19 protein-coding genes are annotated in these 21,242 nt (G+C 73.9%); 9 read left to right on the top strand and 10 right to left on the bottom strand.

Translation table 11 applies throughout. From position 1 onward, the window contains the following. Entirely contained in the window at positions 1 to 696 is a 696-nt protein-coding gene (locus BLT52_RS18870) for a ComF family protein (RefSeq protein WP_157677218.1), read from the top strand. Here the strand turns inward: BLT52_RS18870 and BLT52_RS18865 are convergent. The 3 genes from BLT52_RS18865 to BLT52_RS18855 form a co-directional block, all read right to left on the bottom strand. Then, positions 616 to 2,295, bottom strand: a complete 1,680-nt coding sequence (locus tag BLT52_RS18865; protein ID WP_197679108.1) for a [protein-PII] uridylyltransferase family protein — start codon at positions 2,293 to 2,295, stop codon at positions 616 to 618. The genes BLT52_RS18870 and BLT52_RS18865 overlap by 81 nt on opposite strands. 94 nt (positions 2,296 to 2,389) lie before the next feature. Further along, positions 2,390 to 2,728, bottom strand: coding sequence for a P-II family nitrogen regulator (locus tag BLT52_RS18860; RefSeq protein WP_090595674.1), 339 nt, complete (start codon positions 2,726 to 2,728; stop codon positions 2,390 to 2,392). After that, on the bottom strand, positions 2,725 to 4,089 hold the full coding sequence (locus BLT52_RS18855) for an ammonium transporter (RefSeq protein WP_172804080.1): 1,365 nt from the start codon (positions 4,087 to 4,089) through the stop codon (positions 2,725 to 2,727). The genes BLT52_RS18860 and BLT52_RS18855 overlap by 4 nt, the downstream gene beginning before the upstream one ends. Positions 4,090 to 4,397: 308 nt before the next feature. Here BLT52_RS18855 and hpf point away from each other — a divergent pair, with 308 nt between their 5' ends. Next, a complete protein-coding gene (gene hpf / locus BLT52_RS18850) occupies positions 4,398 to 5,030 on the top strand; it encodes a ribosome hibernation-promoting factor, HPF/YfiA family (protein ID WP_090595671.1) in 633 nt (210 codons plus the stop codon). A gap of 10 nt (positions 5,031 to 5,040) precedes the next feature. Here hpf and BLT52_RS18845 read toward each other — a convergent pair whose 3' ends face one another. Continuing rightward, positions 5,041 to 5,535 (bottom strand): methylated-DNA--[protein]-cysteine S-methyltransferase, encoded by a 495-nt coding sequence (locus BLT52_RS18845; protein ID WP_090595669.1) that lies wholly within the window; start codon positions 5,533 to 5,535, stop codon positions 5,041 to 5,043. A gap of 46 nt (positions 5,536 to 5,581) precedes the next feature. Beyond that, a complete protein-coding gene (locus BLT52_RS18840) occupies positions 5,582 to 6,535 on the bottom strand; it encodes an NYN domain-containing protein (protein WP_090595667.1) in 954 nt (317 codons plus the stop codon). Positions 6,536 to 6,590: 55 nt separating this feature from the next. Here BLT52_RS18840 and BLT52_RS18835 point away from each other — a divergent pair, with 55 nt between their 5' ends. After that, entirely contained in the window at positions 6,591 to 7,817 is a 1,227-nt protein-coding gene (locus BLT52_RS18835) for a winged helix-turn-helix domain-containing protein (protein WP_231946398.1), read from the top strand. 1 nt (position 7,818) lies between these two features. Here BLT52_RS18835 and BLT52_RS18830 read toward each other — a convergent pair whose 3' ends face one another. Continuing rightward, complete coding sequence (locus BLT52_RS18830) at positions 7,819 to 8,484, bottom strand: alpha-ketoglutarate-dependent dioxygenase AlkB (RefSeq protein WP_090595665.1); 666 nt, start codon at positions 8,482 to 8,484, stop codon at positions 7,819 to 7,821. A gap of 148 nt (positions 8,485 to 8,632) precedes the next feature. On the opposite strand from BLT52_RS18830, the gene secA reads away from it, so the two are divergent. Further along, a complete protein-coding gene (gene secA, locus BLT52_RS18825; protein WP_456236371.1) occupies positions 8,633 to 11,563 on the top strand; it encodes a preprotein translocase subunit SecA in 2,931 nt (976 codons plus the stop codon). Between the two features lie 3 nt (positions 11,564 to 11,566). On the opposite strand, the gene BLT52_RS18820 is transcribed toward secA, so the two are convergent. Further along, positions 11,567 to 12,073 carry an Rv3235 family protein gene (locus tag BLT52_RS18820; RefSeq protein ID WP_090595661.1) on the bottom strand — a complete coding sequence of 169 codons (507 nt, stop codon included), beginning with the start codon at positions 12,071 to 12,073 and terminating at the stop codon, positions 11,567 to 11,569. 78 nt (positions 12,074 to 12,151) lie between these two features. Here BLT52_RS18820 and BLT52_RS18815 point away from each other — a divergent pair, with 78 nt between their 5' ends. From BLT52_RS18815 to BLT52_RS18805, 3 genes are all read left to right on the top strand, one after another. Further along, on the top strand, positions 12,152 to 13,627 hold the full coding sequence (locus tag BLT52_RS18815; protein WP_090595659.1) for a WS/DGAT/MGAT family O-acyltransferase: 1,476 nt from the start codon (positions 12,152 to 12,154) through the stop codon (positions 13,625 to 13,627). A 33-nt stretch (positions 13,628 to 13,660) separates the two neighbouring features. Next, the gene (locus BLT52_RS18810) at positions 13,661 to 14,317 is read left to right on the top strand and encodes a hypothetical protein (RefSeq protein WP_157677217.1); all 657 of its coding nucleotides are present in this window, start codon (positions 13,661 to 13,663) and stop codon (positions 14,315 to 14,317) included. A 462-nt stretch (positions 14,318 to 14,779) separates the two neighbouring features. After that, positions 14,780 to 15,553: an SDR family oxidoreductase gene (locus BLT52_RS18805; RefSeq protein WP_090595655.1), complete on the top strand. Its 774-nt coding sequence runs from the start codon at positions 14,780 to 14,782 to the stop codon at positions 15,551 to 15,553. Positions 15,554 to 15,668: 115 nt separating this feature from the next. Here the strand turns inward: BLT52_RS18805 and BLT52_RS18800 are convergent, their stop codons facing one another. Beyond that, the gene (locus BLT52_RS18800; RefSeq protein ID WP_231946397.1) at positions 15,669 to 17,132 is read right to left on the bottom strand and encodes a class I SAM-dependent methyltransferase; all 1,464 of its coding nucleotides are present in this window, start codon (positions 17,130 to 17,132) and stop codon (positions 15,669 to 15,671) included. Positions 17,133 to 17,208: 76 nt separating this feature from the next. After that, the gene (locus BLT52_RS18795; protein ID WP_090597109.1) at positions 17,209 to 18,408 is read right to left on the bottom strand and encodes a multidrug effflux MFS transporter; all 1,200 of its coding nucleotides are present in this window, start codon (positions 18,406 to 18,408) and stop codon (positions 17,209 to 17,211) included. Positions 18,409 to 18,443: 35 nt separating this feature from the next. Here BLT52_RS18795 and BLT52_RS18790 point away from each other — a divergent pair, with 35 nt between their 5' ends. Both BLT52_RS18790 and BLT52_RS18785 read left to right on the top strand, forming a co-directional pair. Next, positions 18,444 to 19,238 (top strand): zinc ribbon domain-containing protein, encoded by a 795-nt coding sequence (locus tag BLT52_RS18790; protein WP_231946396.1) that lies wholly within the window; start codon positions 18,444 to 18,446, stop codon positions 19,236 to 19,238. A 9-nt stretch (positions 19,239 to 19,247) separates the two neighbouring features. Next, positions 19,248 to 20,693: an RNB domain-containing ribonuclease gene (locus BLT52_RS18785; RefSeq protein ID WP_090595651.1), complete on the top strand. Its 1,446-nt coding sequence runs from the start codon at positions 19,248 to 19,250 to the stop codon at positions 20,691 to 20,693. A 9-nt stretch (positions 20,694 to 20,702) separates the two neighbouring features. Here the strand turns inward: BLT52_RS18785 and BLT52_RS18780 are convergent, their stop codons facing one another. Beyond that, positions 20,703 to 21,212 carry a hypothetical protein gene (locus tag BLT52_RS18780; RefSeq protein ID WP_157677216.1) on the bottom strand — a complete coding sequence of 170 codons (510 nt, stop codon included), beginning with the start codon at positions 21,210 to 21,212 and terminating at the stop codon, positions 20,703 to 20,705. Positions 21,213 to 21,242 lie beyond the last annotated feature (30 nt).

Genomic DNA, 21,242 nt, shown 5'->3' with positions numbered 1-21,242 from the left:
ATGAGGGTGTGGGCGGACGCGGCGGCGGACCTGCTGCTGGGAGCGGCCTGCCCGGGGTGCGGGGTGCCCGGGCTGGGCTGCTGCCCGGCGTGCCGGGCGGCGCTGGAGGAGGAGCCGGTGCGGCACTGGCGGTCGCTGTGGCCGCGGGGGAGCCCGGAGCCGGTGCTGGCCGCGGCGCCGTACGCCGGCGTGGTTCGGCAGCTGGTGACGGCCTACAAGGAGCGGCAGGCCTGGTCCCTGGCCGGGCTGCTCGGACCCCGGCTGGGGCTGGCGGTGGCCGCGCTGCTGGAGGAGCGGGGCTGGGACGGGCCGGTGCTGCTGGTACCCGTGCCCTCCTCCCCGGCGGTGGTGCGCGAGCGGGGGCTGGACACCACGGCGCGGCTGGCCTCCCGGGCGGCGGGGTGGCTGCGGGGTGCGGGGCTGCCGGTGCGGTCCGGTCCGCGGCTGGCGCACCGCAGACGGGTGGGGGACCAGGCCGAGCTGTCCGCCGCCGAGCGCTGGGAGAACCTGTCGGGGGCGCTGGCCGCCCGCGCCGGCCCGCGGTCCGGGGAGGCGTGGGTGGTGGTCGACGACGTGGTCACCACCGGGGCCAGCCTGGCCGAGGCGCGACGGGCCTCAGCCGACGTCGGTGCCCACGTGCTCGGCGGGGCGGTCGTGGCCGCGACCGAGCGCCGCCCGGAGGTGCCCGGTCAGTGAGTGCAGCAGCGTCGCCCGCCACGGGGTCCAGGCCTTGCTGCCCACCGCCCGCGCGTCGGCCTCGGTCAGCGCGGCCAGCAGGTCGACCAGCTCCGGGCGCCCGTCCACGGCGTCGGCGGCCGCGGCCAGCGTGGCGGGGTCGGTCGGGTCGCGGGTGGTGGCCAGCGTGATCAGGGTCAGGTGCTCGCGCACCAGCCGGGCCACGACGGCGGCGTCCCCGGCGGGGAAGCCCAGGCGCTGGACGGCGGCGAGGGCGATCGGCTCGCCCGCGACGCTGTGGTCGCCCGCCCCGCGGACCTTGCCGATGTCGTGCAGCAGCGCGGCGACCAGCAGCAGGTCGTGTCGCGCCGGCGGGTCGCCCACGCGGGAGGCGTGCAGCACCGTCTCCAGCAGGTGCCGGTCGACCGTGTGGCGGTGGATCCCGTTGCGCTGCGGCCGGCTGCGCACGGCCGCCCAGGCCGGCAGCCAGCCGTCGACCACGCCGGCCTGGTCGAGGGCCTCCCACACCTCCAGCAGCCCCTCGCCGCTGCCCAGCAGCTGCACCAGCAGCTCGCGGGCGGCAGCAGGCCACGGCACCGGCAGCCCGGCGCCGCGGGCGGCCAGGTTGGCCACCGTGGCGGGTCCGAGTGGGATCTGGCGCTCCGCGGCGGCGACCGCCGCCCGCAGCACCAGCAGCGGGTCGGTGAGGTCGCTGCCGCGCCCCAGCACCACCTCGCCGTCGTGCAGGTAGAGGCCGTGGCCGAGGGGGGCGAGCTGGGGGCGTCGGGGCCCGATCCGCCGTACCCGGGCCTGCTGGGACTGCAGCGCGCTGCGCAGGGTGGTGTGCAGGGCCCGGTGCACCACCCGGGCGGAGCGGGAGACCACGGTCAGCAGCTCGTCGACGTCCTCCAGCCCGAGCAGCTCGGCCACCGGCTGCTGGTCCTCGCGGGCCAGGATGCTGCGGCTGCGGCCGGTGACCACGTGCAGCGCGTCGCGGACGTCGAGCAGCTGGGCGTAGGCGCGGTCCGGGGCGCCGTGCGGCCGGTCGGCCAGCCAGGAGCGGGTCAGCGCCTGCAGCACCACCATGTCGCGGAGCCCGCCCCGGGCCTCCTTGAGGTCGGGCTGCAGGGACTGGGAGAGGTCGCCGGCGGAGGAGTGGCGCTCGGTCAGGCTGTCGGCCAGCTCGGGCAGCCGCTTGCGGGACTGGGCCCGCCAGTCCTCGGCCAGCTGCTTGCTCACCGCCGACACCAGCGTCTCGTCCCCGGCCACCGGGCTCAGGTCCAGCATCGCCGCGGCCACCGCCAGGTCGCCGGAGGCCACCTGGCGGCACTGGGCCGGGGAGCGGACCGAGTGGTCCAGGCCGACGCCGGAGTCCCACAGCGGGTACCAGAGCCGGTCGGCCAGCTCGGCCAGGTCGCCGGCGGCGAGGGCGCGGCCGTCGTGCAGCAGCACCAGGTCGAGGTCGCTGAGCGGGCCGCCGTCGCCGCGGGCCAGGCTCCCGGTGCAGGCGAGGGCCACCCCGGAGCCGACGTGGATCGGTTGGGCGTGGCCCTCGGTGGCCGCGTCCCACAGGCTGCGCAGGAAGGTGAGGGTGCGATCGGTGGTGGCGGTCCTCAGCACGGAGCCAGCGCCCGGGGTCGCGAGACCCTGGGCGCTGGCCAGGCGGAGCCGGAGGTCGCGCAACCCCGGCTGCCGGTGAGGACCGCCGTCGGCCTCAGAGTGCATCCGGGCCGCGGTCGCCGGTGCGCACCCGCACGACCTCGTCCACGGGGACGGCCCAGACCTTGCCGTCACCGATGCGCCCGGTGCGGGCCTGCTGGACGATCAGGTTGATCACGTTGGCGGCGTCCGGCTCGTCCACCAGGACCTCCAGCCGGATCTTGGGGATGAAGTCCACGGTGTACTCCGCCCCCCGGTAGACCTCGCTGTGCCCGCGCTGGCGGCCGTACCCGCTGGCCTCGCTGACGGTCATGCCGGAGATCCCGAACCGCTCGAGGGCGTCGCGCACCGACTCCAGCTGGTGCGGCTTGATGATCGCGGTGATCAGCTTCATGCCAGTTCCTCTTCCTTCGCGGCGGCGGACGGGGTGGTGCTGCTCCCCAGGGCCGAGGCGGTGGCGATCATGCCACTACCACCGCGCAGGGGGTGCAGGTCGTATCCGGACTCGGCGTGCTGGTCGCCGTCGATGCCGTCGGTCTCGGCCTCGGCGCTGACCCGCCAGCCCATCACGGCCTTGAGCAGCAGCGCGATCAGCAGCGTGACCACGAAGGAGTAGATCAGGACGGCGAAGGCGCCGATGGCCTGCTTGCCGAGCTGGGACAGCCCGCCGCCGTAGAAGAGACCGGCCACCTCGGCCGGGGAGTCGGGGTGGGCGAAGAAGCCGATCAGCAGGGTGCCGACCAGACCGCCGACCAGGTGGACACCGACCACGTCCAGGCTGTCGTCGTAGCCGAAGCGGTACTTCAGGCCGACGGCCAGGGCGCAGACCACACCCGCGATCAGACCGATCAGCAGGGCACCGACCGGGGAGACGGAGTTCGCGGCCGGGGTGATGGCGACCAGACCGGCCACCACGCCCGAGGCGGCGCCCAGGCTGGTGGGGTGGCCGTCGCGGAGACGCTCCAGCAGCAGCCAGCCGAGGATGGCCGCCGAGGTGGCGACGATGGTGTTGACGAAGGCCACCGAGGCCAGGGTGCCCGCACCGAGGGCGGAGCCGGCGTTGAAGCCGAACCAGCCGAACCACAGCAGACCGGCGCCGGCCATCACCAGCGGCAAGTTGTGCGGGCGCATCGGCTCGCGCTGGAAGCCGATCCGCTTCCCGACCACCAGGACGAGGGCCAGGGCGGCCGCACCGGCGTTGATGTGGATGGCGGTGCCACCGGCGAAGTCGAGGGCCTCGACCACGTTGGCGATCCAGCCGCCGTAGGTGGTGACGGTCCCCGCGTCGTCGGTCGCGTCGAAGGCGAAGACCCAGTGCGCGACGGGGAAGTAGACCAGCGTCGCCCAGATCACCGTGAAGACGATCCAGGTCCCGAACCTGGCCCGGTCGGCGATCGCGCCCGAGATCAGCGCGACGGCGATGATGGCGAAGACGGCCTGGAAGGACACGAAGGCGAGCGTCGGGATCGTCCCGGACACCGCCTCAGGACTCATCAGACCCTCGAGACCGAGGTACTCCAGCGGGTTCCCGACGATGCGGGCGTCCCCGACGGAGCTGCCGAAGGTCATGCTGTAGCCGTAGAGGACCCAGAGGACCCCGATGACGCCGAGACTGGCGAAGCTCATCAGCATCATGTTCAGAACGCTCTTGGACCGGACCATGCCGCCGTAGAAGAGTGCGAGACCAGGGGTCATCAGCAGGACCATGGCGGCGGAGACCAGGACCCACGCGGTATCACCGGTATCAATTTCCATGTCCCAGATCGTCCGGGAGGTGTGTGTCGGCCGGTGTCTCCTCGTGTTACGGCTGTGTCACCGAGCGGGCCCGGGTGTAAGCATCCGGTGACGCCGGGTGTCCTGCTGGTCCACCTCACGTGTCCAGGGGGTCGCCTTCACGTGACCAGGAGGAGGCACTAACGTGGCTGCATGGCGCCACTGCCTCGCCCACAGACGCAGGTCCCCCGGGACCTGCCGGGCCGGGGCGGGCGCCGTCGTCATCTCCGCACCCCCGCAGGGGGTCGCCCCCTGCGAGGGTCGGGGTCCCCCCAGCACAGGAGGTCACCATGGATGTTGTCGTGTCAGGTCGCCACTGCACCGTGACGGAGGAGTTCCGTTCCCACGTGCAGGAGAGGGTCACCAGGATCGAGCGTCTGCGGGACCGGGTGATCCGGGTCGAGGTGGAGGTGTCGGCCGACAACGCCCGCAACCCCGACCAGGACACCTGCGTGCAGATCACGCTGGTGAGCAAGGGACCGGCGGTGCGCGCGGAGTCCTGCGCCCACGACAAGACCGCCGCCTTCGAGCGCGCCCTGGACAAGCTCACCACCCAGCTCCGCAAGGCCCACGACCGCCGGGCGGTGCACCACCGCGGCGGTGGACGGATGCCGCTGCGCGAGGTCGCCATGCTGCACGCGATGCCGGCCGAGGAGCCGGCCGCCGAGGACAGCGACGTGCACACCGTGGCCGGCATGGAGGTCCGCGGGGACGGCCCGCTGGTGGTGCGCGAGAAGACCCACTCCGCGCCCCCGATGACCCTGGACCAGGCCCTGGACGAGATGGAGCTCGTCGGTCACGACTTCTACCTCTTCGTCGACGCCGCCAGCGGACGTCCCAGCGTCGTCTACCGCCGCCACGCCTACGACTACGGCGTCATCCACCTCGAGACCGAGGGCGCCGAGCAGGCCGCCACCGCCTGACCCGGCCCGCCTAGAACAGGAGCTGCTCGCCGAAGCGGGCGGGGTCCTCCAGGTGGAGCAGGGCGCGCTTGCGCTCCAGCCCACCGGCGTAGCCGGTCAGCGACCCGTCGGTGCCCACCACCCGGTGGCAGGGCACCACGATCCCGATCGGGTTGCGGCCGTTGGCCCGGCCGACCGCCTGGGAGAACCCCGTCCCGCCCAGCTCGCGGGCCAGCTCGGCGTAGCTGCGCGTGGTGCCGTAGGGGATCTCGCGCAGCAGCGCCCAGACCCGGAGGTCGAAGGGCCGCCCGGCCGGGGCCAGCGGCAGCTCGAAGCGGGTCAGCCCGCCGGCGAAGTAGTCCTCCAGCTGCTCCGCCGCGGCGGCGAAGTCGCCGTCGCGGCGGGCGCCCAGCGCCATCCCCGGGTGGCGGTGGCGGCCCATCAGGAGCGCGGTCAGCGCCCCCTCTTCGGCCACCAGGGTCAGCGGGCCGACCGGTGAGTCCAGCACGGTGTGCGTGGGCGACATGGTTCCTCCTCACCCCGAGGACGCCGCGACCGCGCCGGGCGTGAGGTCAGCGGTTGCGGTCCGGCCGCAGCCGGATCAGCCGGGTCTGGTCGGTCTCGTCCAGCTCGGCCACGCTGTTGCGCGACTTCACGAACTCCGAGAAGGAGCGGTAGCCCAGGGACTTCTCGCTGAAGGAGGGGTCCATCCGCTTCATCTGCGTCTTGACCTCCGAGGCGTGCAGCCAGTCGTCGTCCTCGCGCTCGTGGGCCAGCCGCAGCGCCCGCTCCAGCAGCCGGGTGGCCCCGCGACGGCTGAGGGTGGCGTCGGGCTCGTCCTCGTCGTCGTCCTCGTCGGAGAGCTCGGCCGGGGAGGTGGGACCCGCCACCGCCACCGGGTCCGGCCGGCTCACCGGGGCGGGGGCGGGCTCGTCCTCGACCCGGGTCTCCTCCTCGGCGATCCCGGGCAGGGCGCCGTAGGTGACCAGCTCGTCGCAGGCCGCCCCGAGGGACTTGCTGGTGGAGCCGGCCACGCCGATCCCCACCACGTAGCGCCCCAGCCGCTTGCAGCGCTGGGCCAGCGGGACGTAGTCGGAGTCGCCGGCCACGATCACCACGTGGGTGAGGTCGGGCAGCCGGAACATGTCCTCCACCGCGTCCACCGCCAGCCGGATGTCGGCGCCGTTCTTGGCGTAGGCCGCGGCCGGGAAGAGCTGGACCAGGTCGACCGCGCGCCCGACCAGCTGGCGCTGGTAGCGGGCGTTGACCGTCGCGGACCAGTCGGCGTAGGCGCGGGTCAGCACGATGGTGCCGTAGGAGGAGGCGAAGTCGAGCACCGCACCCACGTCCACCGTCGCCTGCTCCAGCCGGTCGACCATCTCCGGCGAGGGTCCGCTGCCGGTCTCGCGCTGGCGGGCGCGGTCGCGGGAGAACGCGTTGCGGCCGTGCACGTGGTCGTAGTGCGAGATCACGATGTTGTCGAAGTCGATGTAGACGGCCACGCGTGTGGCGTCGGGATCAGTCACCTGTACCTCCTGTCGAAGACCCCAGTCTGTCAGTGCGGGTCGCTAGCCTCCTACCGTGCCGCCAGAGACCCTCAGCCTGCCCCAGGCCCGCCGGGTGGCGCTGGCCGCCCAGGGCCTGACCGGCCGCCCCGACCGGGCGGTCGGGATGCGCGACGTCCAGCGGCTGGTGGACCGGCTGGCGCTGCTGCAGATCGACTCGGTCAACGTGGTGGCCCGGGCCCACCGGCTGCCCGCCTTCTCCCGGCTGGGGCCCTACGACGACGCGCTGCTGGCCCGGGCCGCCGGCCGGTCGCCGCGACGGCTCTTCGAGTACTGGGCGCACGAGGCGTCGCTGGTCGACGTCACCCTGCAGCCGGCGCTGCGTCCCCGGATGGCGGCCGCCGCGGAGGAGGCCTGGGGCAGGATCCGCAGCGTCCAGGCCGAGCAGCCCGACCTGCTGGACCGGGTCCGGGCCGAGGTCGCCGACCGCGGACCGCTGACCGCCCGGCAGATCCAGCACGAGGAGGAGCGCTCCACCGCCCACTGGGGCTGGAACTGGTCCTCGGTGAAGGTGTGCCTGGAGTGGCTCTTCTGGTCCGGTGAGATCACCGCGGCCCGCCGCAACGAGCAGTTCGAGCGGGTCTACGACCTCCCCGAGCGGGTGCTGCCGCCGGCGGTGATCGCCGCCCCCACCCCCGACCCGGCCGACGCGGTCCGGACGCTGGTGCACCGCTCCGCGGTCGCCCTGGGGGTGGCCGACGAGCGCTCCCTGGCCGACTACTTCCGGCTCAAGCGGGCCCAGGTCCGCCCGGCGGTGGCCGACCTGGTCGAGGCGGGGGAGCTGGTGCCGGTGACGGTGCGGGGGCTGCGCCAGCCGCGCTGGCTGCACGTCGGCGCCCGGGTCCCGCGGCGGGTCGAGGGCCGCGCGCTGCTCAGCCCCTTCGACTCGATGGTCTTCGAGCGCGGTCGGCTGCTGGACCTCTTCGACTTCCACTACCGGATCGAGATCTACGTCCCCGAGCCCCAGCGCCGCTACGGCTACTACGTCTACCCCTTCCTGCTGGGGGAGGAGCTGGTGGCCCGGGTCGACCTCAAGGCCGACCGTGCGGCCGGGGTGCTGCTGGTGCGCTCGGCCTGGGTGGAGGGGGCCGCCGCCGCCCGCGGCGGTGAGGTGGCGCAGGCGCTGGGCGCCGAGCTGGCGCTGCTGGCGGACTGGCTCGGGCTCGACGGCGTCGTCGTCGGGACGCGCGGTGACCTCGCGGCGGAGCTGGCCGTCGCCGTGGCGGCGTCGGGGCTGGGCTGACTCAGCGCACCCCGCTGGGGCGGAACTGGATGGAGACGCGTGGGCCGACCGGCTTGGCCGTCTTGGGGATCGCGTGGTCCCAGGTGCGCTGGCAGGAGCCGCCCATCACGATCAGGTCCCCGTGCCCGAGCGGGAAGCGCAGCGAGGAGCCGCCGCCGCGGGGGCGTAGCGCGAGCGTCCGGGCGGAGCCGACGGACAGGATGGCCACCATGGTGTCGTCCATCCGCCCGCGGCCGACCCGGTCCCCGTGCCAGGCCACCGAGTCCCGCCCGTCGCGGTAGAGGCACAGCCCGGCGGTGGTGAACGGCTCCCCCAGCTCGGCGGCGTAGTGGGCGTTCAGGGCGTCGCGGGCCTCGGCCAGCACCGGGTGGGGGAGCGGCTCGGAGGCCTCGTAGAACTTCAGCAGCCGCGGCACCTCGACCTCCCGCTCGTACATCTCCCGCCGCTCGGCGTACCAGGGGACCTCGGTCATCAGGGTCTCGAGCACGTCCTGGGCCCCGCCCAGCCAGCCGGGCACCAGGTCGACCCAGGCCCCCCGGGTCAGGGTGGTGCGGGTGACCCCGTCGAGCCGGCCGAGCCCCGTCGGGCCGCTGGCGAAGAGCGAGTCCTGCAGCTGCTCGGGGGCGCTGGTCCGGGCGCGGAGCCGGTGGTCGGTGCCTGCCGTCATGCCCCGAGGCTACCTCGATTCGAACGCGTGTTCCATACCCTGGATCGCGTCGCTCCCGATCGGCACCTGCCGCGTCTAAGATGGTCGGCGGTCGTGCACGACCGGACCGAGGCAGCTCCGCTGCCGCCCCGACGGGAAGAGATCAACCGTGGCTCTGATGGACAAGCTGCTCCGCGTGGGCGAGGGCAAGATGCTCCGCCGCCTCAAGGGCATCGCCGACCAGGTGACCTCCATCGAGGAGGACTTCACCACCATGTCCGACGACGAGCTCCGGTCCCAGACCGCGGACTACCGCGCCCGGATCGAGAAGGGCGAGTCGCTGGACCGCCTTCTCCCGGAGGCCTTCGCGACGGTCCGCGAGGCCAGCCACCGGGTGCTCGGCAAGCGCCACTACGACGTGCAGATCATGGGTGGGGCGGCGCTGCACCTGGGGAACATCGCCGAGATGAAGACCGGTGAGGGCAAGACCCTGGTGGCCACCCTGCCCTCCTACCTGAACGCGCTCACGGGCAAGGGCGTGCACGTCATCACGGTCAACGACTACCTGGCCAAGTTCCAGTCCGAGCAGATGGGCCGGGTGCACCACTTCCTCGGTCTGGAGACCGCGGTCATCCTGTCCGGCCAGAGCCCGGCCGAGCGCCGCCGGGCCTACGCCGCCGACATCACCTACGGCACCAACAACGAGTTCGGCTTCGACTACCTGCGCGACAACATGGCCCTGCGGCTGGAGGACTGCGTCCAGCGCGGCCACCACTTCGCGATCGTGGACGAGGTGGACTCGATCCTGGTCGACGAGGCCCGGACGCCGCTGATCATCTCCGGCCCGGCCGAGGAGAGCCACGAGTGGTACCCCGAGTTCGCCAAGATCGCCGGCCGGATGCAGCGTGACGTCCACTACGAGGTGGACGAGAAGAAGCGCACCGTGTCCGTCATCGAGGCCGGGATCGACTTCGTCGAGGACCGCCTGGGCATCTCCAACCTCTACGAGTCGGCCAACACCCCGCTGATCTCCCACCTGAACCAGGCGATCAAGGCCAAGGAGCTGTTCAAGAAGGACCGCGACTACGTCCTGATGGACGGCGAGGTGCTGATCGTCGACGAGCACACCGGTCGCACCCTGGTGGGCCGGCGCTACAACGAGGGGCTGCACCAGGCCATCGAGGCCAAGGAGAAGGTGCAGATCAAGGACGAGTACCAGACGCTCGCCACGATCACCCTGCAGAACTTCTTCCGCATGTACGACAAGCTCTCCGGCATGACCGGCACGGCGCTGACCGAGGCCGCGGAGTTCCAGAAGATCTACGGCCTGGGCGTGGTGCCCATCCCGACCAACAAGCCGATGGTGCGCGACGACGAGAAGGACCTGATCTACCGCACCGAGGACGCCAAGTTCGCCGCCATCGTGTCCGACGTGGCCGAGCGCCACGAGAAGGGCCAGCCGGTGCTGATCGGCACCGCCTCGGTGGCCAAGTCCGAGCTGCTGTCCAGGGCCCTCAAGGAGGCCGGCGTCCGGCACGAGGTGCTGAACGCCAAGAACCACGCCCGGGAGGCCGCGATCGTGGCCGAGGCCGGTCGTCGCGGTGCGGTCACGGTGGCCACCAACATGGCCGGTCGAGGCACCGACATCATCCTCGGCGGCAACTCCGAGTTCCTGGCCGACCAGCAGCTGCGGGCCCGCGGCCTGGACCCGGTCGAGCACGCCGAGGAGTACGAGGCGGCCTGGGGCGAGGCCCTGGAGTCGATCGAGACGGAGGTGCGTGCCGAGCACGAGGAGGTCGTCGCCCTCGGCGGTCTGTACGTGGTCGGCTCCGAGCGGCACGAGTCCCGCCGCATCGACAACCAGCTGCGTGGTCGCTCCGGACGTCAGGGCGACCCCGGTGAGAGCCGGTTCTACCTGTCCCTCGGGGACGACCTGATGCGGCTGTTCAAGTCCGACGTCGTGGAGTGGGTGCTGCAGGCGCTCAAGATCCCCGACGACCAGCCGATCGAGAACAAGCGGGTCTCCGCCTCCATCGCCAGCGCCCAGGCGCAGGTGGAGGCGCAGAACTTCGAGACCCGGAAGAACATCCTCAAGTACGACGACGTGATGAACCGCCAGCGCCACGCCATCTACGGCGACCGGCGCAAGGTGCTGGAGGGCGCCGACGTCGAGGCCCAGCTGCGCTCGGCCACCGCCTCGGTGGTGGAGAGCTACGTCCGCAGCGGCACCGAGGGCTTCGTCGAGGACTGGGACCTGGAGCAGCTGTGGACCCAGGTGTCCACGCTGTACCCGGTCACCCTGGACCGCGCCGAGTACGAGGGCGTCGACCTCACCGTCGAGGAGCTGGTCAAGGACTTCGTGGAGGACGCGTCGCGGGCCTACGACGCCCGTGAGGAGTCGCTGGGTGCCCCGGCCATGCGCGAGCTCGAGCGCCAGGTGCTGCTGACGGTGCTGGACCGCAAGTGGCGTGAGCACCTCTACGAGATGGACTACCTGCGCGAGGGGATCGGGCTGCGGGCGATGGCCCAGCGCGACCCGCTGGTGGAGTACCAGCGCGAGGGCGGCACCATGTTCAACTCGATGATGGCCGCCTTCACCGAGGAGGTCGTGGGCTACCTGTTCAACCTCGACGTCACGGTGCGACCCGCTGCCGGACCGGCGGTCGGCGCCGTCCGCGACGGCCGGGCCATCACCGTGGACGACGTCGGTGCGGCGATCGCCCCGGCGGCGCCGGCAGGTGCGGCCGGCGGGGCCCCGGCTCCGGTCGGTGACGCCGCAGCGGGCACGGACGGGCAGCAGGACGGGGCGGCCGGTGGTGCTGCCGCCAGCGGAACCGCCGGCGACCCCGACCAGGGCGACCCGGAGCCGGAGGACGCCGGTCCGGCCGAGCACGAGGCCGCACGGCCGGTGGTGCAGGCCAAGGGTCTGGGCGGCTCCAGCCAGCGCCGGCTGACCTACTCCGCCCCCGACGAGACCGGGCGCGCCACCGCGACCGCGACCCAGGAGCCGGCCGACTCCTACGCCGGGGTGGGGCGCAACGACGTCTGCCCCTGCGGGTCGGGCCGCAAGTTCAAGCAGTGCCACGGCCGCAAGAGCTGACCCTCACCGCACCGGACGCGGGCCCAGCTCGAGCCCGGTGCACCACCAGCGCTGCGACGTCGCCTCCAGCCGCAGCGCCCAGGCCAGCGAGCGGTCACGGCCGCGCAGGTGCACGCTCACCTCGGCCACGGCCGGGTGCGGGTGCTGGACCCGGAGCGAGTGCAGCACCAGCTCCGGGTGGCGGCGGGAGCGCCGGCGCAGCCCGCGCAGGACGCTCAGCTCGGCCAGCACGTCCTCGCTGAACCAGCGGCTCAGCTGGGTCGCGGGGCGCCGCCCGGCCAGCGACTCCAGCACCAGCCGCACCAGCGCCCCCGCGGTGGCCACGGCGTCGGGCAGCAGCGGGGCGTCCGGGCCGCCGGGAGGGTGGTCGGGCGGGGTGGTCGCGGCGAAGAGCGTCGGCTGGTCCGGCAGCAGGCGGCCCTCCCGCAGCAGCTCGAGCACCGGAGGGTGCTGGGGAGGCAGCGGGTCGGCCCGCAGGGTCCCGGGGACGGTCGCGGTGGCGGTGGTCACCGACCCACTGTGCGCCCGTCGCGACGTCGGCGGCAGGATCGCTGGGTAATCTGTGGACGACCCGGAGGGAGGACGCCTGTGGCCGACCGGCTGACCGCGACCGAGGACGCCCTGCTCGCGCTCGACACCGCCCACCACCCGAACCACGTCGGGGCCGTCGACGTCTTCGCCCCCGGCCCACGGGGATTCGACCTGGCCCGCCTCGCGGCGCTGGTCGAGGACCGGCTGGCCTACGTGCCGCGCTACCGGATGCGGCTGCGTCACGTGCCGCTCAACCTGGCGGCGCCGGTCTGGGTCGACGACGAGGACTTCGACCTCAGCTACCACGTGCGGGCCTCGGCCCTGCCGCGCCCGGGGAGCCCGGAGCAGCTGCGCGAGTTCGTCGGCCGGGTGATGGCCCGCAGGCTGGACCACTCCCGGCCGCTGTGGGAGATGTACCTGGTGGAGGGCCTGGCCGAGGACCGGTTCGCGGTGATCACCAAGAGCCACCAGCTGCTGGTGGACGGCCACGACCACGTCGACATCGGCCAGGTGCTGCTGGACGAGGTCCCCGACGCCGGCGGGCTGGCCGCCCCCGGGTGGGAGCCGCGGCCCGAGCCCACGGCGGTCGACCTGCTGGTGCAGACCGCGGTGGAGACGGTGGCCGACCCGCTGCGCGCGGTCGTCGGTCTGCGGCGGGGGGTGACCGCGGCCCTGGGGACGGTGGTCACCGTCGGTGAGGCGCTGGGTGGCGGCGTCGGCACCGCGGTCGGTGCGCTGGCCGAGGACCTGATGACCGGGGCCCGGCCGCCGGCGGACTCCCCGCTGACCGGGGTGGTGGGCGAGCAGCGCCGCTTCGCCTCGGTGGTGGTGCCGCTGTCGGCGCTCAAGACGCTGCGGGTCGCCCACCAGTGCACCATCAACGACGTGGTGCTGGCGGTGCTGACCGGTGCGCTGCGCTCCTGGCTGCAGGCCCGCGGCCAGACGTCGCTGCCGAGCACCCTGACCGCCTGCGTGCCGATGAGCGTGATCGACGAGGACGGCGCCCCGTCCTCCCTGGGCAGCCGGGTGGCCCCGCACCTGATGCGGCTGCCGGTGGGGGAGCCGAACGCGCTGATGCGTCTGCACCAGGTCTCCCACGGCACCAAGGCGCACAAGGACACCGGGCTGGCCGTGGGGGCCCGCACCATCACCGACATCGCCGGGTTCGCCCCCACCACGCTGCACAGCCTCGGGGTCCGGGTCGCTGGGCAGGTGGTGCGGCGCCAGCACGACCTGCTGATCACCAACGTCCCCGGCCCGCAGCACCCGATGCACGTCGACGACGCCCGGCTGGTGGCCAGCTACCCCGTGCTCCCGCTGGGGGCCGGCCACATCCTCACCATCGGGGTGACCTCCTACGACGGCGAGGTCTTCGTCGGGCTCAACGGCGACCGGGACCGCGTCCGGGACCTGGACGTGCTGGCCCAGTGCGTGGAGGAGGCCCTGGCCGAGCTGGCCGCCACCGTGGAGCAGGCGCGGACGACCCGTGCGCCCCGCCGGCGCCGGCCCCGGGGCGAGCAGCCCGCCGGCTGAGCCGCGGGCGACGTCGGCGGCTACGGTGGCGCCATGGCAACTGGCGCGCTCGGCGGTCCCGTCTCCGGCCCACCCGTGGCGGGTCCCTGGACCCGCACCGAGCTCGGGCTGGTGGTGGACCACGCGACCGGCGGCCGGTGGACGTCGCTGCGGGCGGGGGAGCGGGAGTGGCTCGCCGAGCCGGCGCAGGAGGTCTTCGGCCGGGCCGACGACGACGAGGGCACCGGCACCCGGGCCTGGCAGCCTTCGGCCGAGGCCGCGGACCGGCTGGGCCAGCCGTCCGGCTCCCCCGCCTGGCGCGTGGTGGACGAGGTCGGCAGCCTGGCCCGCACCCTGAACACCCTCTCCGGGGCGGTGCGGATCGGCTACCGGACCGTCACCCGGGAGCCGTGGCGCCACGAGGTCCGGGTCCCGCTGAGCGCCGCCGCGGGCAGCCTGGAGGCGGTCACCGACGACCGCGGGCTGGTGGGCCCCTCGGGCTGGGCCCACGCCTGGGTGCTGGACGGGCCGGACGCGCTGGGGCTGCACTGGACCACCGACCAGCGCGAGGACCTCGGGCTGCTGCGGTTGCGTACCGGGACCGGCGCCACCGAGCAGCTGGTGGCCCCCTCGATCGGGTCCCCGGAGCAGCCGGTGCCGCCGCGCCGGGACCTCAGCTGGCGGCTGGTGCTGACGGCCTGGCGGCGCTGACCCCCGGAGGCGCCAGGCGGCGCTGACCCCCGGACGCTCCACCGGGTCCGCCCCCTCGGACCGACCGGTCCGCGGCCGGCGCCTCCGCCGCCGAAGGCATGGCACCACCCCGGGTGAGCCCGGTCGTCGTGCCGGTGGCTGCAGCACCGGGCCGAGCACGAGCTCGATCCCGGCCGAGCCGGTGGTTGACCCTGTGCCAGGCACACGGTCTCTACTGGACCCGTCGGCCTCACGCGGACGTGTGCGGGGCTCGTCGGGACGAGGGAGCTCGACGAGCAACGCGCGGGGCGTCATCGTCCGTGGTCCAGGACGGACGTGCGAGGACGTCGGCCGAGGAACCGTCCAGCGGGTCCCTCGGAGCAGGCACGCGCGGCCGACGGGGACCGCAGCGGGACGCACGACCCAGGTCCTGACCGCCCGGTCGACATCGTGCGGTCGCACCACGAGACGAGAGGTTCCACCATGACCACCCACGACCAGCGGGTCGCCGTCATCACCGGCGCCGGGAGCCCGCACGGGATCGGGTTCGCAGCAGCCCGTCTGCTCGGCGCCGGCGGGAGCCGGGTGGTCATCACCTCGACGACCGACCGCATCTTCGAGCGGGTCGCAGAGCTCCGCGCCGCCGGTGTCCGAGCAGAGGGGGTGGTGGCCGACCTCACCGGCCAGGCGGGCGTGGACGCCGTCCTCGCCCGTGCGTCGGACTCCTTCGGTGGCGTGGACGTCCTGGTCAACAACGCCGGGATGACGGCCGTGTCGGACTCCTCCGCCTCGGGCGCGGTCGGCGGAGCGTCCCTGGACCACTGGCACGCCTCGCTCGACCGGAACCTCACCACGGCGTACCTGATGACCCGCGCCGTGACCGGTCCCATGCGGGCCGCCGGGTACGGCCGCATCGTCAACGTGTCCTCGGTGTCGGGGCCCGTCGCCGCCTACCCCGGCGACGTGGCCTACCACGCGGCGAAGGCCGGCGTCGTCGGGCTGACGCGCGCGACCGCGATCGACACGGCCGCGGCGGGCATCACGGTGAACGCCGTGGCCCCGGGGTGGATCGACACGGCCTCCGCCTCCGACCACGAGCGGAGGATGGGCGCGGCCACCCCCGTCGGCCGGTCCGGCACCGCCGACGAGGTGGCCTACGCGATCGCGTTCCTGGCCGGTGAGGGCGCGTCCTACATCACGGGTCAGCTCATCACGGTCGACGGGGCGAACACCATCAGCGAGGAGCGTGGGCGTTGAGACCCCGGGCGGAACCGGCGCCCCGCCTCGACGAGGTGGCGGCCGACGACCCACCTGTCAGCTCGTCGTGGCGAGGAGCTGGTCCTCCCGGGCTGAGTGGTCGGGGGGCCGCCCCTCAGGACGTGACGCCCGGACGTGCCACCAGCAGCACGTGGGTGTCGGGCCACTCCAGCTCGGCTCCGTCCAGGCCGCGCAGGCCGGCCACCGGCGCGATCCGGTGCTCCACCACCCAGTCGTTGCGCCAGGGCCGCGAGGCGGCGTCCAGGGTCATCCCGGCGGCGCGCACCACGTCCTGCCAGTCCGCCCAGGAGAGGCCGCAGAACTGCTCGTGGCACTCCGAGAGCCAGTTGTCGGCGTAGTCCTTGCGGGTCAGGTAGTCCATCGCGTCGGCCAGCCGAAGCCGCACCGCGTCCCCGACCTGCTGGTGCTCGACCCGGACCCCGGCCAGCCGCTCGAAGTCGACCGCGAACTGCGCCAGCCTGGCCCGGGTGGACAGGCCCGCGACGTGCTCGGCCACCTGCTCGCGCGGCCACCGGTCCAGGTCCGGGCGCGGCGGCGGGTTCGTCCCGTCGGAGTCGTCCAGCTCCAGCAGCACCGGTCGCTCCGGTTCGCCGGGTCCGCAGACGTCGGCGTTCACCCAGACCCCGCCCGGTGCGGTGTGGGCGGCGATGCGGTCCACGAAGCGCTGCAGCTGGTCGCGGCGGGCGCCCACCGGACGGGTGTAGGACCAGATCTCGTGGGTGAGCGCGATGCTGATCGAGGTGTCGATGGAGCGCGGCGGGAACACCGTGTCCCCGAGCATGTTGCGCTGGTGGAAGAAGACGTTGGGGTTGCGGAAGCGGCCCTGGGCCACCTTGTGCTCGCACTCGGCCATCAGGTGCCGGGCGACCTCGACCCCGATCAGGTCGGACTCGTGGAAGCGCGGGTCGGCGTCGATGCGCTCCAGCAGGGCGCCGGTGGCGCAGCCGATGTCGAGGATGCGACCCGGTCGCACGTAGGGCGCCACCTGCGCCCACTTGCGGTCGCTGGCCACCTCGAAGGACTCGGCGTAGCTGTGGTAGTCCCGGCTGGGGGTCAGACCGCCGTCGTCGCCGACCACCGGGTCGTTGAGCACGGTGCGGACGTGCTCGTCCAGGCGGTAGCGGGTCAGCACGTCCACGCTGGCCGGGTGCGCCGGGACGCGCCAGCCGTCGTCGCCGCCGGCCAGCCGGGTGAGCACCTCCCAGGGGAGCTCCGGTGCCGGGGCGCCCTCGGGCCGGGGCTCGTCCTCCACCGGCAGCACGGTGTAGCCCAGCCCGCGGTAGAGGGCGCTGACCGAGGCCGTCGAGCAGGCCACCTGGGTGTCGGCCGGGGTGAGCGGCAGCCCGAGGGCCTCCCGGCAGGCCTTCACCGTGACCTCCGCGAAGTCGTCGGTGGGCGGGACGTCGTGGATGCCGACCACCAGCGAGCGCAGCCCCTCCTGCACCGAGAACCGCTCGATCGCGGACTCCCGGCGGGAGTAGGGGACGGGGTTGCGGCGGGTGGTGTGGTGGTTGGCCGAGGTGACGGCCCAGACCACCGTGACGTCGCGGCCGGCCACGGTGCGACGCAGCCAGTCGGCCTGGAACCGGGTCAGCAGGTGGTGCCGTCCCGGCAGCAGCAGGAACCGGGGCTGCTCAGCGGCGTCGATGGCGCACCACCTGGATCATCAGGGCGGCGGCCAGGGCGTTGCTGACCACCATCACCAGGCCGAGCGCACCGGCCGTCCCGTCACCCAGCAGACCCACCAGCGGGGCGGCCCCGCCGGCGATGGCGAAGCGGCCGGCGCCGAGCACGGCCATCGCCGTGCCGGCGGTCCGTCCGTGGTGCTCCAGCGCCAGGGTGGTGGTGGTCGGCATGCACAGACCGAGCATGGCCATCACCACCCCGATCGGGATCACCGCGCCGAGCAGCCCGGCGTCGGTGCGGGCGAGCACCACCGTGGCCACCGAGGCCAGCACGCTCACCACCAGCGCGCCCAGCAGCACCCGCTCCGCCCCGAACCGACGGACCAGCACGGGAGTGAGCTGGGTGCCGCCGATCAGCAGCACGCCGTTGGCCCCGAAGACCAGCGCGTACTGCTGCGGGGACAGCCCGAAGCCCTCCTGGAAGATGAAGGAGGAGCCGGAGATGTAGCTGAACAGGCTGACCGAGTTCGCCGCTCCCACCACCACCATCACCAGGTAGGCGCGGTCCGACAGCAGCGTCCGGTAGGCCTGCAGGGTGGGGCCCAGCCCGGCCTGAAGCCGTCGCTCGGGCGGCAGCGTCTCGGGCAGCCGGGTGACCGCGGTGGTCAGCGCCACCCCCGCCGCCAGGGCCAGGAAGACGAAGATGCCGTGCCAGCTGGTGACCGCCAGCAGCAGCCCACCGAGGCTGGGGGCCAGGATCGGGGCCAGCCCCATCACCAGCGACAGCCGGCTGAGCATCTGCACCACCTGCAGGCCCTCGAACAGGTCGCGGACCACGGCCATGGCCACCACCATCACCGCGGACCCGAAGAAGCCCTGCAGCAGCCGCAGCCCGATCACCAGCTCCACCGAGGGGGAGAGGGCGATCAGCAGCGAGGCGACGATGTGGCCGCTGAAGCCGACGATGATCGGCAGCCGGCGCCCCACCGTGTCCGACAGCGGCCCGTTGATCAGCTGGCCGAGCCCCAGCCCGAGCAGCATGGTGGTCAGGGTGAGCTGGATCTGGGACTCGCTGGCCCCCAGGTCGGTGGCCATCTGCGGCAGCGCCGGCAGGTAGGTGTCGATGGTCAACGGTCCCAGGGCGGTCATGCTGCCCAGCAGCAGGACCAGCCCGACCGTGACCCGTCTGCCGCCGCTCGCCGTCTCCATCACCGGGGATCCTAGTGCCGGGACGGGACGGTACAGTGACGCGACCGGCGCGGGGCAGAAGACGTCCCGCCGGGTTCGGAGGAGGCACCATCAAGGCCGCACCGCACGACCAGCTCCGTCTGCTCGACCTGCAGGCGCTGGACACCCACATCGCCCAGCTGATGCACCGCAAGCGCAGCCTGCCCGAGCTCGCCGACATCGCCCGGCTCGAGCGCGAGCAGGAGGCCCTGGCCGACGACATCGTGGCCGCCGGGACCCGCGTCTCGGACCTGCAGACCGCCCAGCGTCGCGCCGAGGCCGACCTGGAGCCGGTCCGCGAGCGCCGGGTCCGCAACCAGCACCGGATCGACTCCGGCGCCATCGCCGACCCCAAGGCGCTGCGCGCCATGATCGAGGAGGTCGAGCACCTCGGCACCCGGATCACCACGCTGGAGGACGCCGAGCTGGAGGTGATGGAGGAGCTCGAGGCGGCCACCGCGCTGCGGGAGGTGCTCGGGCGCCAGGCCGACGAGATCGCCGAGAAGCTGGCCGGCCACGTCCGCTCCCGCGACCTCAAGGTCGCCGACGTCGACGTCGAGGGCCGCGAGCTCACCCGCGAGCGGAGGGCGGTGGCCGCGGAGATCCCGGCCGACCTGCTGACCCTGTACGACAAGCTCCGGGCCAGCATGGGCAGCGGGGCCGCCGCGCTCGAGCAGCGCCGCTGCCGCGGCTGCCAGATCGAGGTCAACGCCTCGGACCTGGGTCGTTTCACCGCCGCCGCCCCGGACGAGGTGCTGCGCTGCGAGGAGTGCGGCCGGATCCTCGTCCGGACCGCCCGGTCCGGGCTCTAGGGCCGGCGCGTGCCCATCCGCCCGGTCCGGCTGACGCCGACGGTCCCACCCGCCCTGGTCGAGGGGCTGACCGCGCTGGAGGCCGAGCTCCAGATCACCGCCGAGTTCCCCGCCGAGGTGCTCGCCGACGCCGAGCGGTCGGCCGCCGACCCGTCGCTGCCCGGGACCGACCTCACCGACCTGGAGCTGGTCACCATCGACCCGCCCGGGTCGCGCGACCTCGACCAGGCGCTGTTCGTCGAGCGCACCGGCACGGGTTTCCGGGTGCACTACGCCATCGCCGACGTGGCCGCCTTCGTCCGGCCGGGCAGCCCGGTGGACCGGGAGGCGCACCGCCGGGGCCAGACGCTCTACGCCCCGCACCGGCGGATCGCGCTGCACCCGCCCGTGCTCAGCGAGGGGGCGGCGAGCCTGCTGGCCGACCAGGTCGCACCCGCGGTCGTCTGGCAGCTGGACGTGGACGCCGCCGGCGCCCTGACCGCCACCGGCTGCCGTCGCGCGCTGGTCCGCAGCCGGGAGCAGCTGGACTACGCCGAGGCCCAGCGTCGGCTGGACGAGGGCACCGCCTCGGACAGCCTGACCGGTCTGCGCGAGGTCGGTCTGCTCCGCGAGCAGCAGGAGCGGGACCGCGGCGGCATCAGCCTGCCGATCCCCGAGCAGGAGGTGCACGTCGACGACGACGGCGGGTGGCGGCTGGCCTACCGCTCCCCGCTGCCGGTGGAGGGCTGGAACGCCCAGATCTCCCTGCTGACCGGCGCCGCCGCCGCCCAGCTGATGCTCCGGGGCCGGGTGGGGGTGCTCCGGACCCTGCCGCCGGCCGACGAGCACTCGCTGCGCCGGCTCCGCCAGACCGCCCGGGCGCTGCGGATCGAGTGGCCCGAGGCGCTGGCCTACCCGGAGTTCGTCCGCAGCCTCGACCCCGACCACGGTCCGCACGCGGCGATGCTGCGGGCCTGCACCACGCTCTTCCGCGGTGCCGGTTACGCGGCCTTCGACGGCGGGCTGCCGCCGGTGGTCGAGCACGCCGCCATCGCCGGATCCTACGCCCACACCACCGCCCCGCTCCGCCGGCTGGTGGACCGCTACGTGCTGGAGACCTGCCTGGCCCTGTGCGGGGACCGGGAGGTGCCGGCGTGGGTGCGGGAGGCCCTGGAGGCCCTGCCCCAGGAGATGACCGACTCGGGTCGACGGGCCAGCGCCTACGAGCGCCGGGTGGTCGACATGGCCGAGGCCCTGGTGCTGGCCCCGAGGGTGGGGCAGGACTTCGAGGGGGTGGTGGTCGACCTCGACGAGCGCGGCGACGGCGACCGTCCGCCCCGGGGGCGCCTGGTGATCCGGGACCCCGCCGTGGAGGCGAGCGTCACCGGGAGCCCGTTGGAGCTGGGTGCGGAGGTCGTCGCACGGCTGGAGACGGCCGACCCCGCGCAGGGCCGCGTCTCCTTCGTCGTGGGCTGACCGACCCGCTCAGCCGGTGGGGGAGGCCTGGGGCGTGGGGGAGGCGGTGCCCGGGGGTGCGGCGGGGGTGCCGCTCGCGGACGGGTCGACCACGGCGCCCGCGTCCACCCGGCAGTCCTGAAGGTCGCGGGCCAGCCGCGGCTGGATCGGCTGGAGCTGGCGCACCATGTCGTCGAGCTGCTGCAGGTTCACGTCGTCGACCGCCTGGTCCAGGTTCTGCAGGATGCTGTAGACGTCCTGGGCCTCGTTGATCACCCGCAGGCAGGCGGCGTTGACCTCGGCCCGGGCCACCACCGGGACGCCCTCGGACGGTACGGGTGCCGGCTCGGTCGGCGCGGCGTCGGGTCCGCCACCTGCGGTGCCGAAGTCGGGTGTGGTGCTGGTGAGCAGACCGACGGTGAGGACGCCGGCCACCAGGCCGGCGACGAACAGCAGCACCCCCAGCCACCAGCGCGACCGGTGGGGGGCCTGGTCCGGGGGCCGGCCGTCCGGCTCCGGCGGGGTGGCTGGACTTGTCATCAGTGCCTCCTGCAGCGCGGGCCGTACGAC

Origin of the sequence: Auraticoccus monumenti, from assembly GCF_900101785.1 — a bacterium.
Lineage (GTDB): Bacteria > Actinomycetota > Actinomycetes > Propionibacteriales > Propionibacteriaceae > Auraticoccus > Auraticoccus monumenti.
This window is presented reverse-complemented; position numbering and strand designations above follow the sequence as displayed.

Coding starts and splice junctions, on each gene's coding strand:
- BLT52_RS18870 (WP_157677218.1), top strand. CDS start 1: ATGAGGGTGTGGGCGGACGCGGCGGCGGACCTGCTGCTGGGAGCGGCC.
- BLT52_RS18860 (WP_090595674.1), bottom strand. CDS start 2,728: ATGAAGCTGATCACCGCGATCATCAAGCCGCACCAGCTGGAGTCGGTG.
- BLT52_RS18855 (WP_172804080.1), bottom strand. CDS start 4,089: ATGGAAATTGATACCGGTGATACCGCGTGGGTCCTGGTCTCCGCCGCC.
- hpf (WP_090595671.1), top strand. CDS start 4,398: ATGGATGTTGTCGTGTCAGGTCGCCACTGCACCGTGACGGAGGAGTTC.
- BLT52_RS18845 (WP_090595669.1), bottom strand. CDS start 5,535: ATGTCGCCCACGCACACCGTGCTGGACTCACCGGTCGGCCCGCTGACC.
- BLT52_RS18830 (WP_090595665.1), bottom strand. CDS start 8,484: ATGACGGCAGGCACCGACCACCGGCTCCGCGCCCGGACCAGCGCCCCC.
- BLT52_RS18810 (WP_157677217.1), top strand. CDS start 13,661: ATGGCAACTGGCGCGCTCGGCGGTCCCGTCTCCGGCCCACCCGTGGCG.
- BLT52_RS18805 (WP_090595655.1), top strand. CDS start 14,780: ATGACCACCCACGACCAGCGGGTCGCCGTCATCACCGGCGCCGGGAGC.
- BLT52_RS18795 (WP_090597109.1), bottom strand. CDS start 18,408: ATGGAGACGGCGAGCGGCGGCAGACGGGTCACGGTCGGGCTGGTCCTG.
- BLT52_RS18780 (WP_157677216.1), bottom strand. CDS start 21,212: ATGACAAGTCCAGCCACCCCGCCGGAGCCGGACGGCCGGCCCCCGGAC.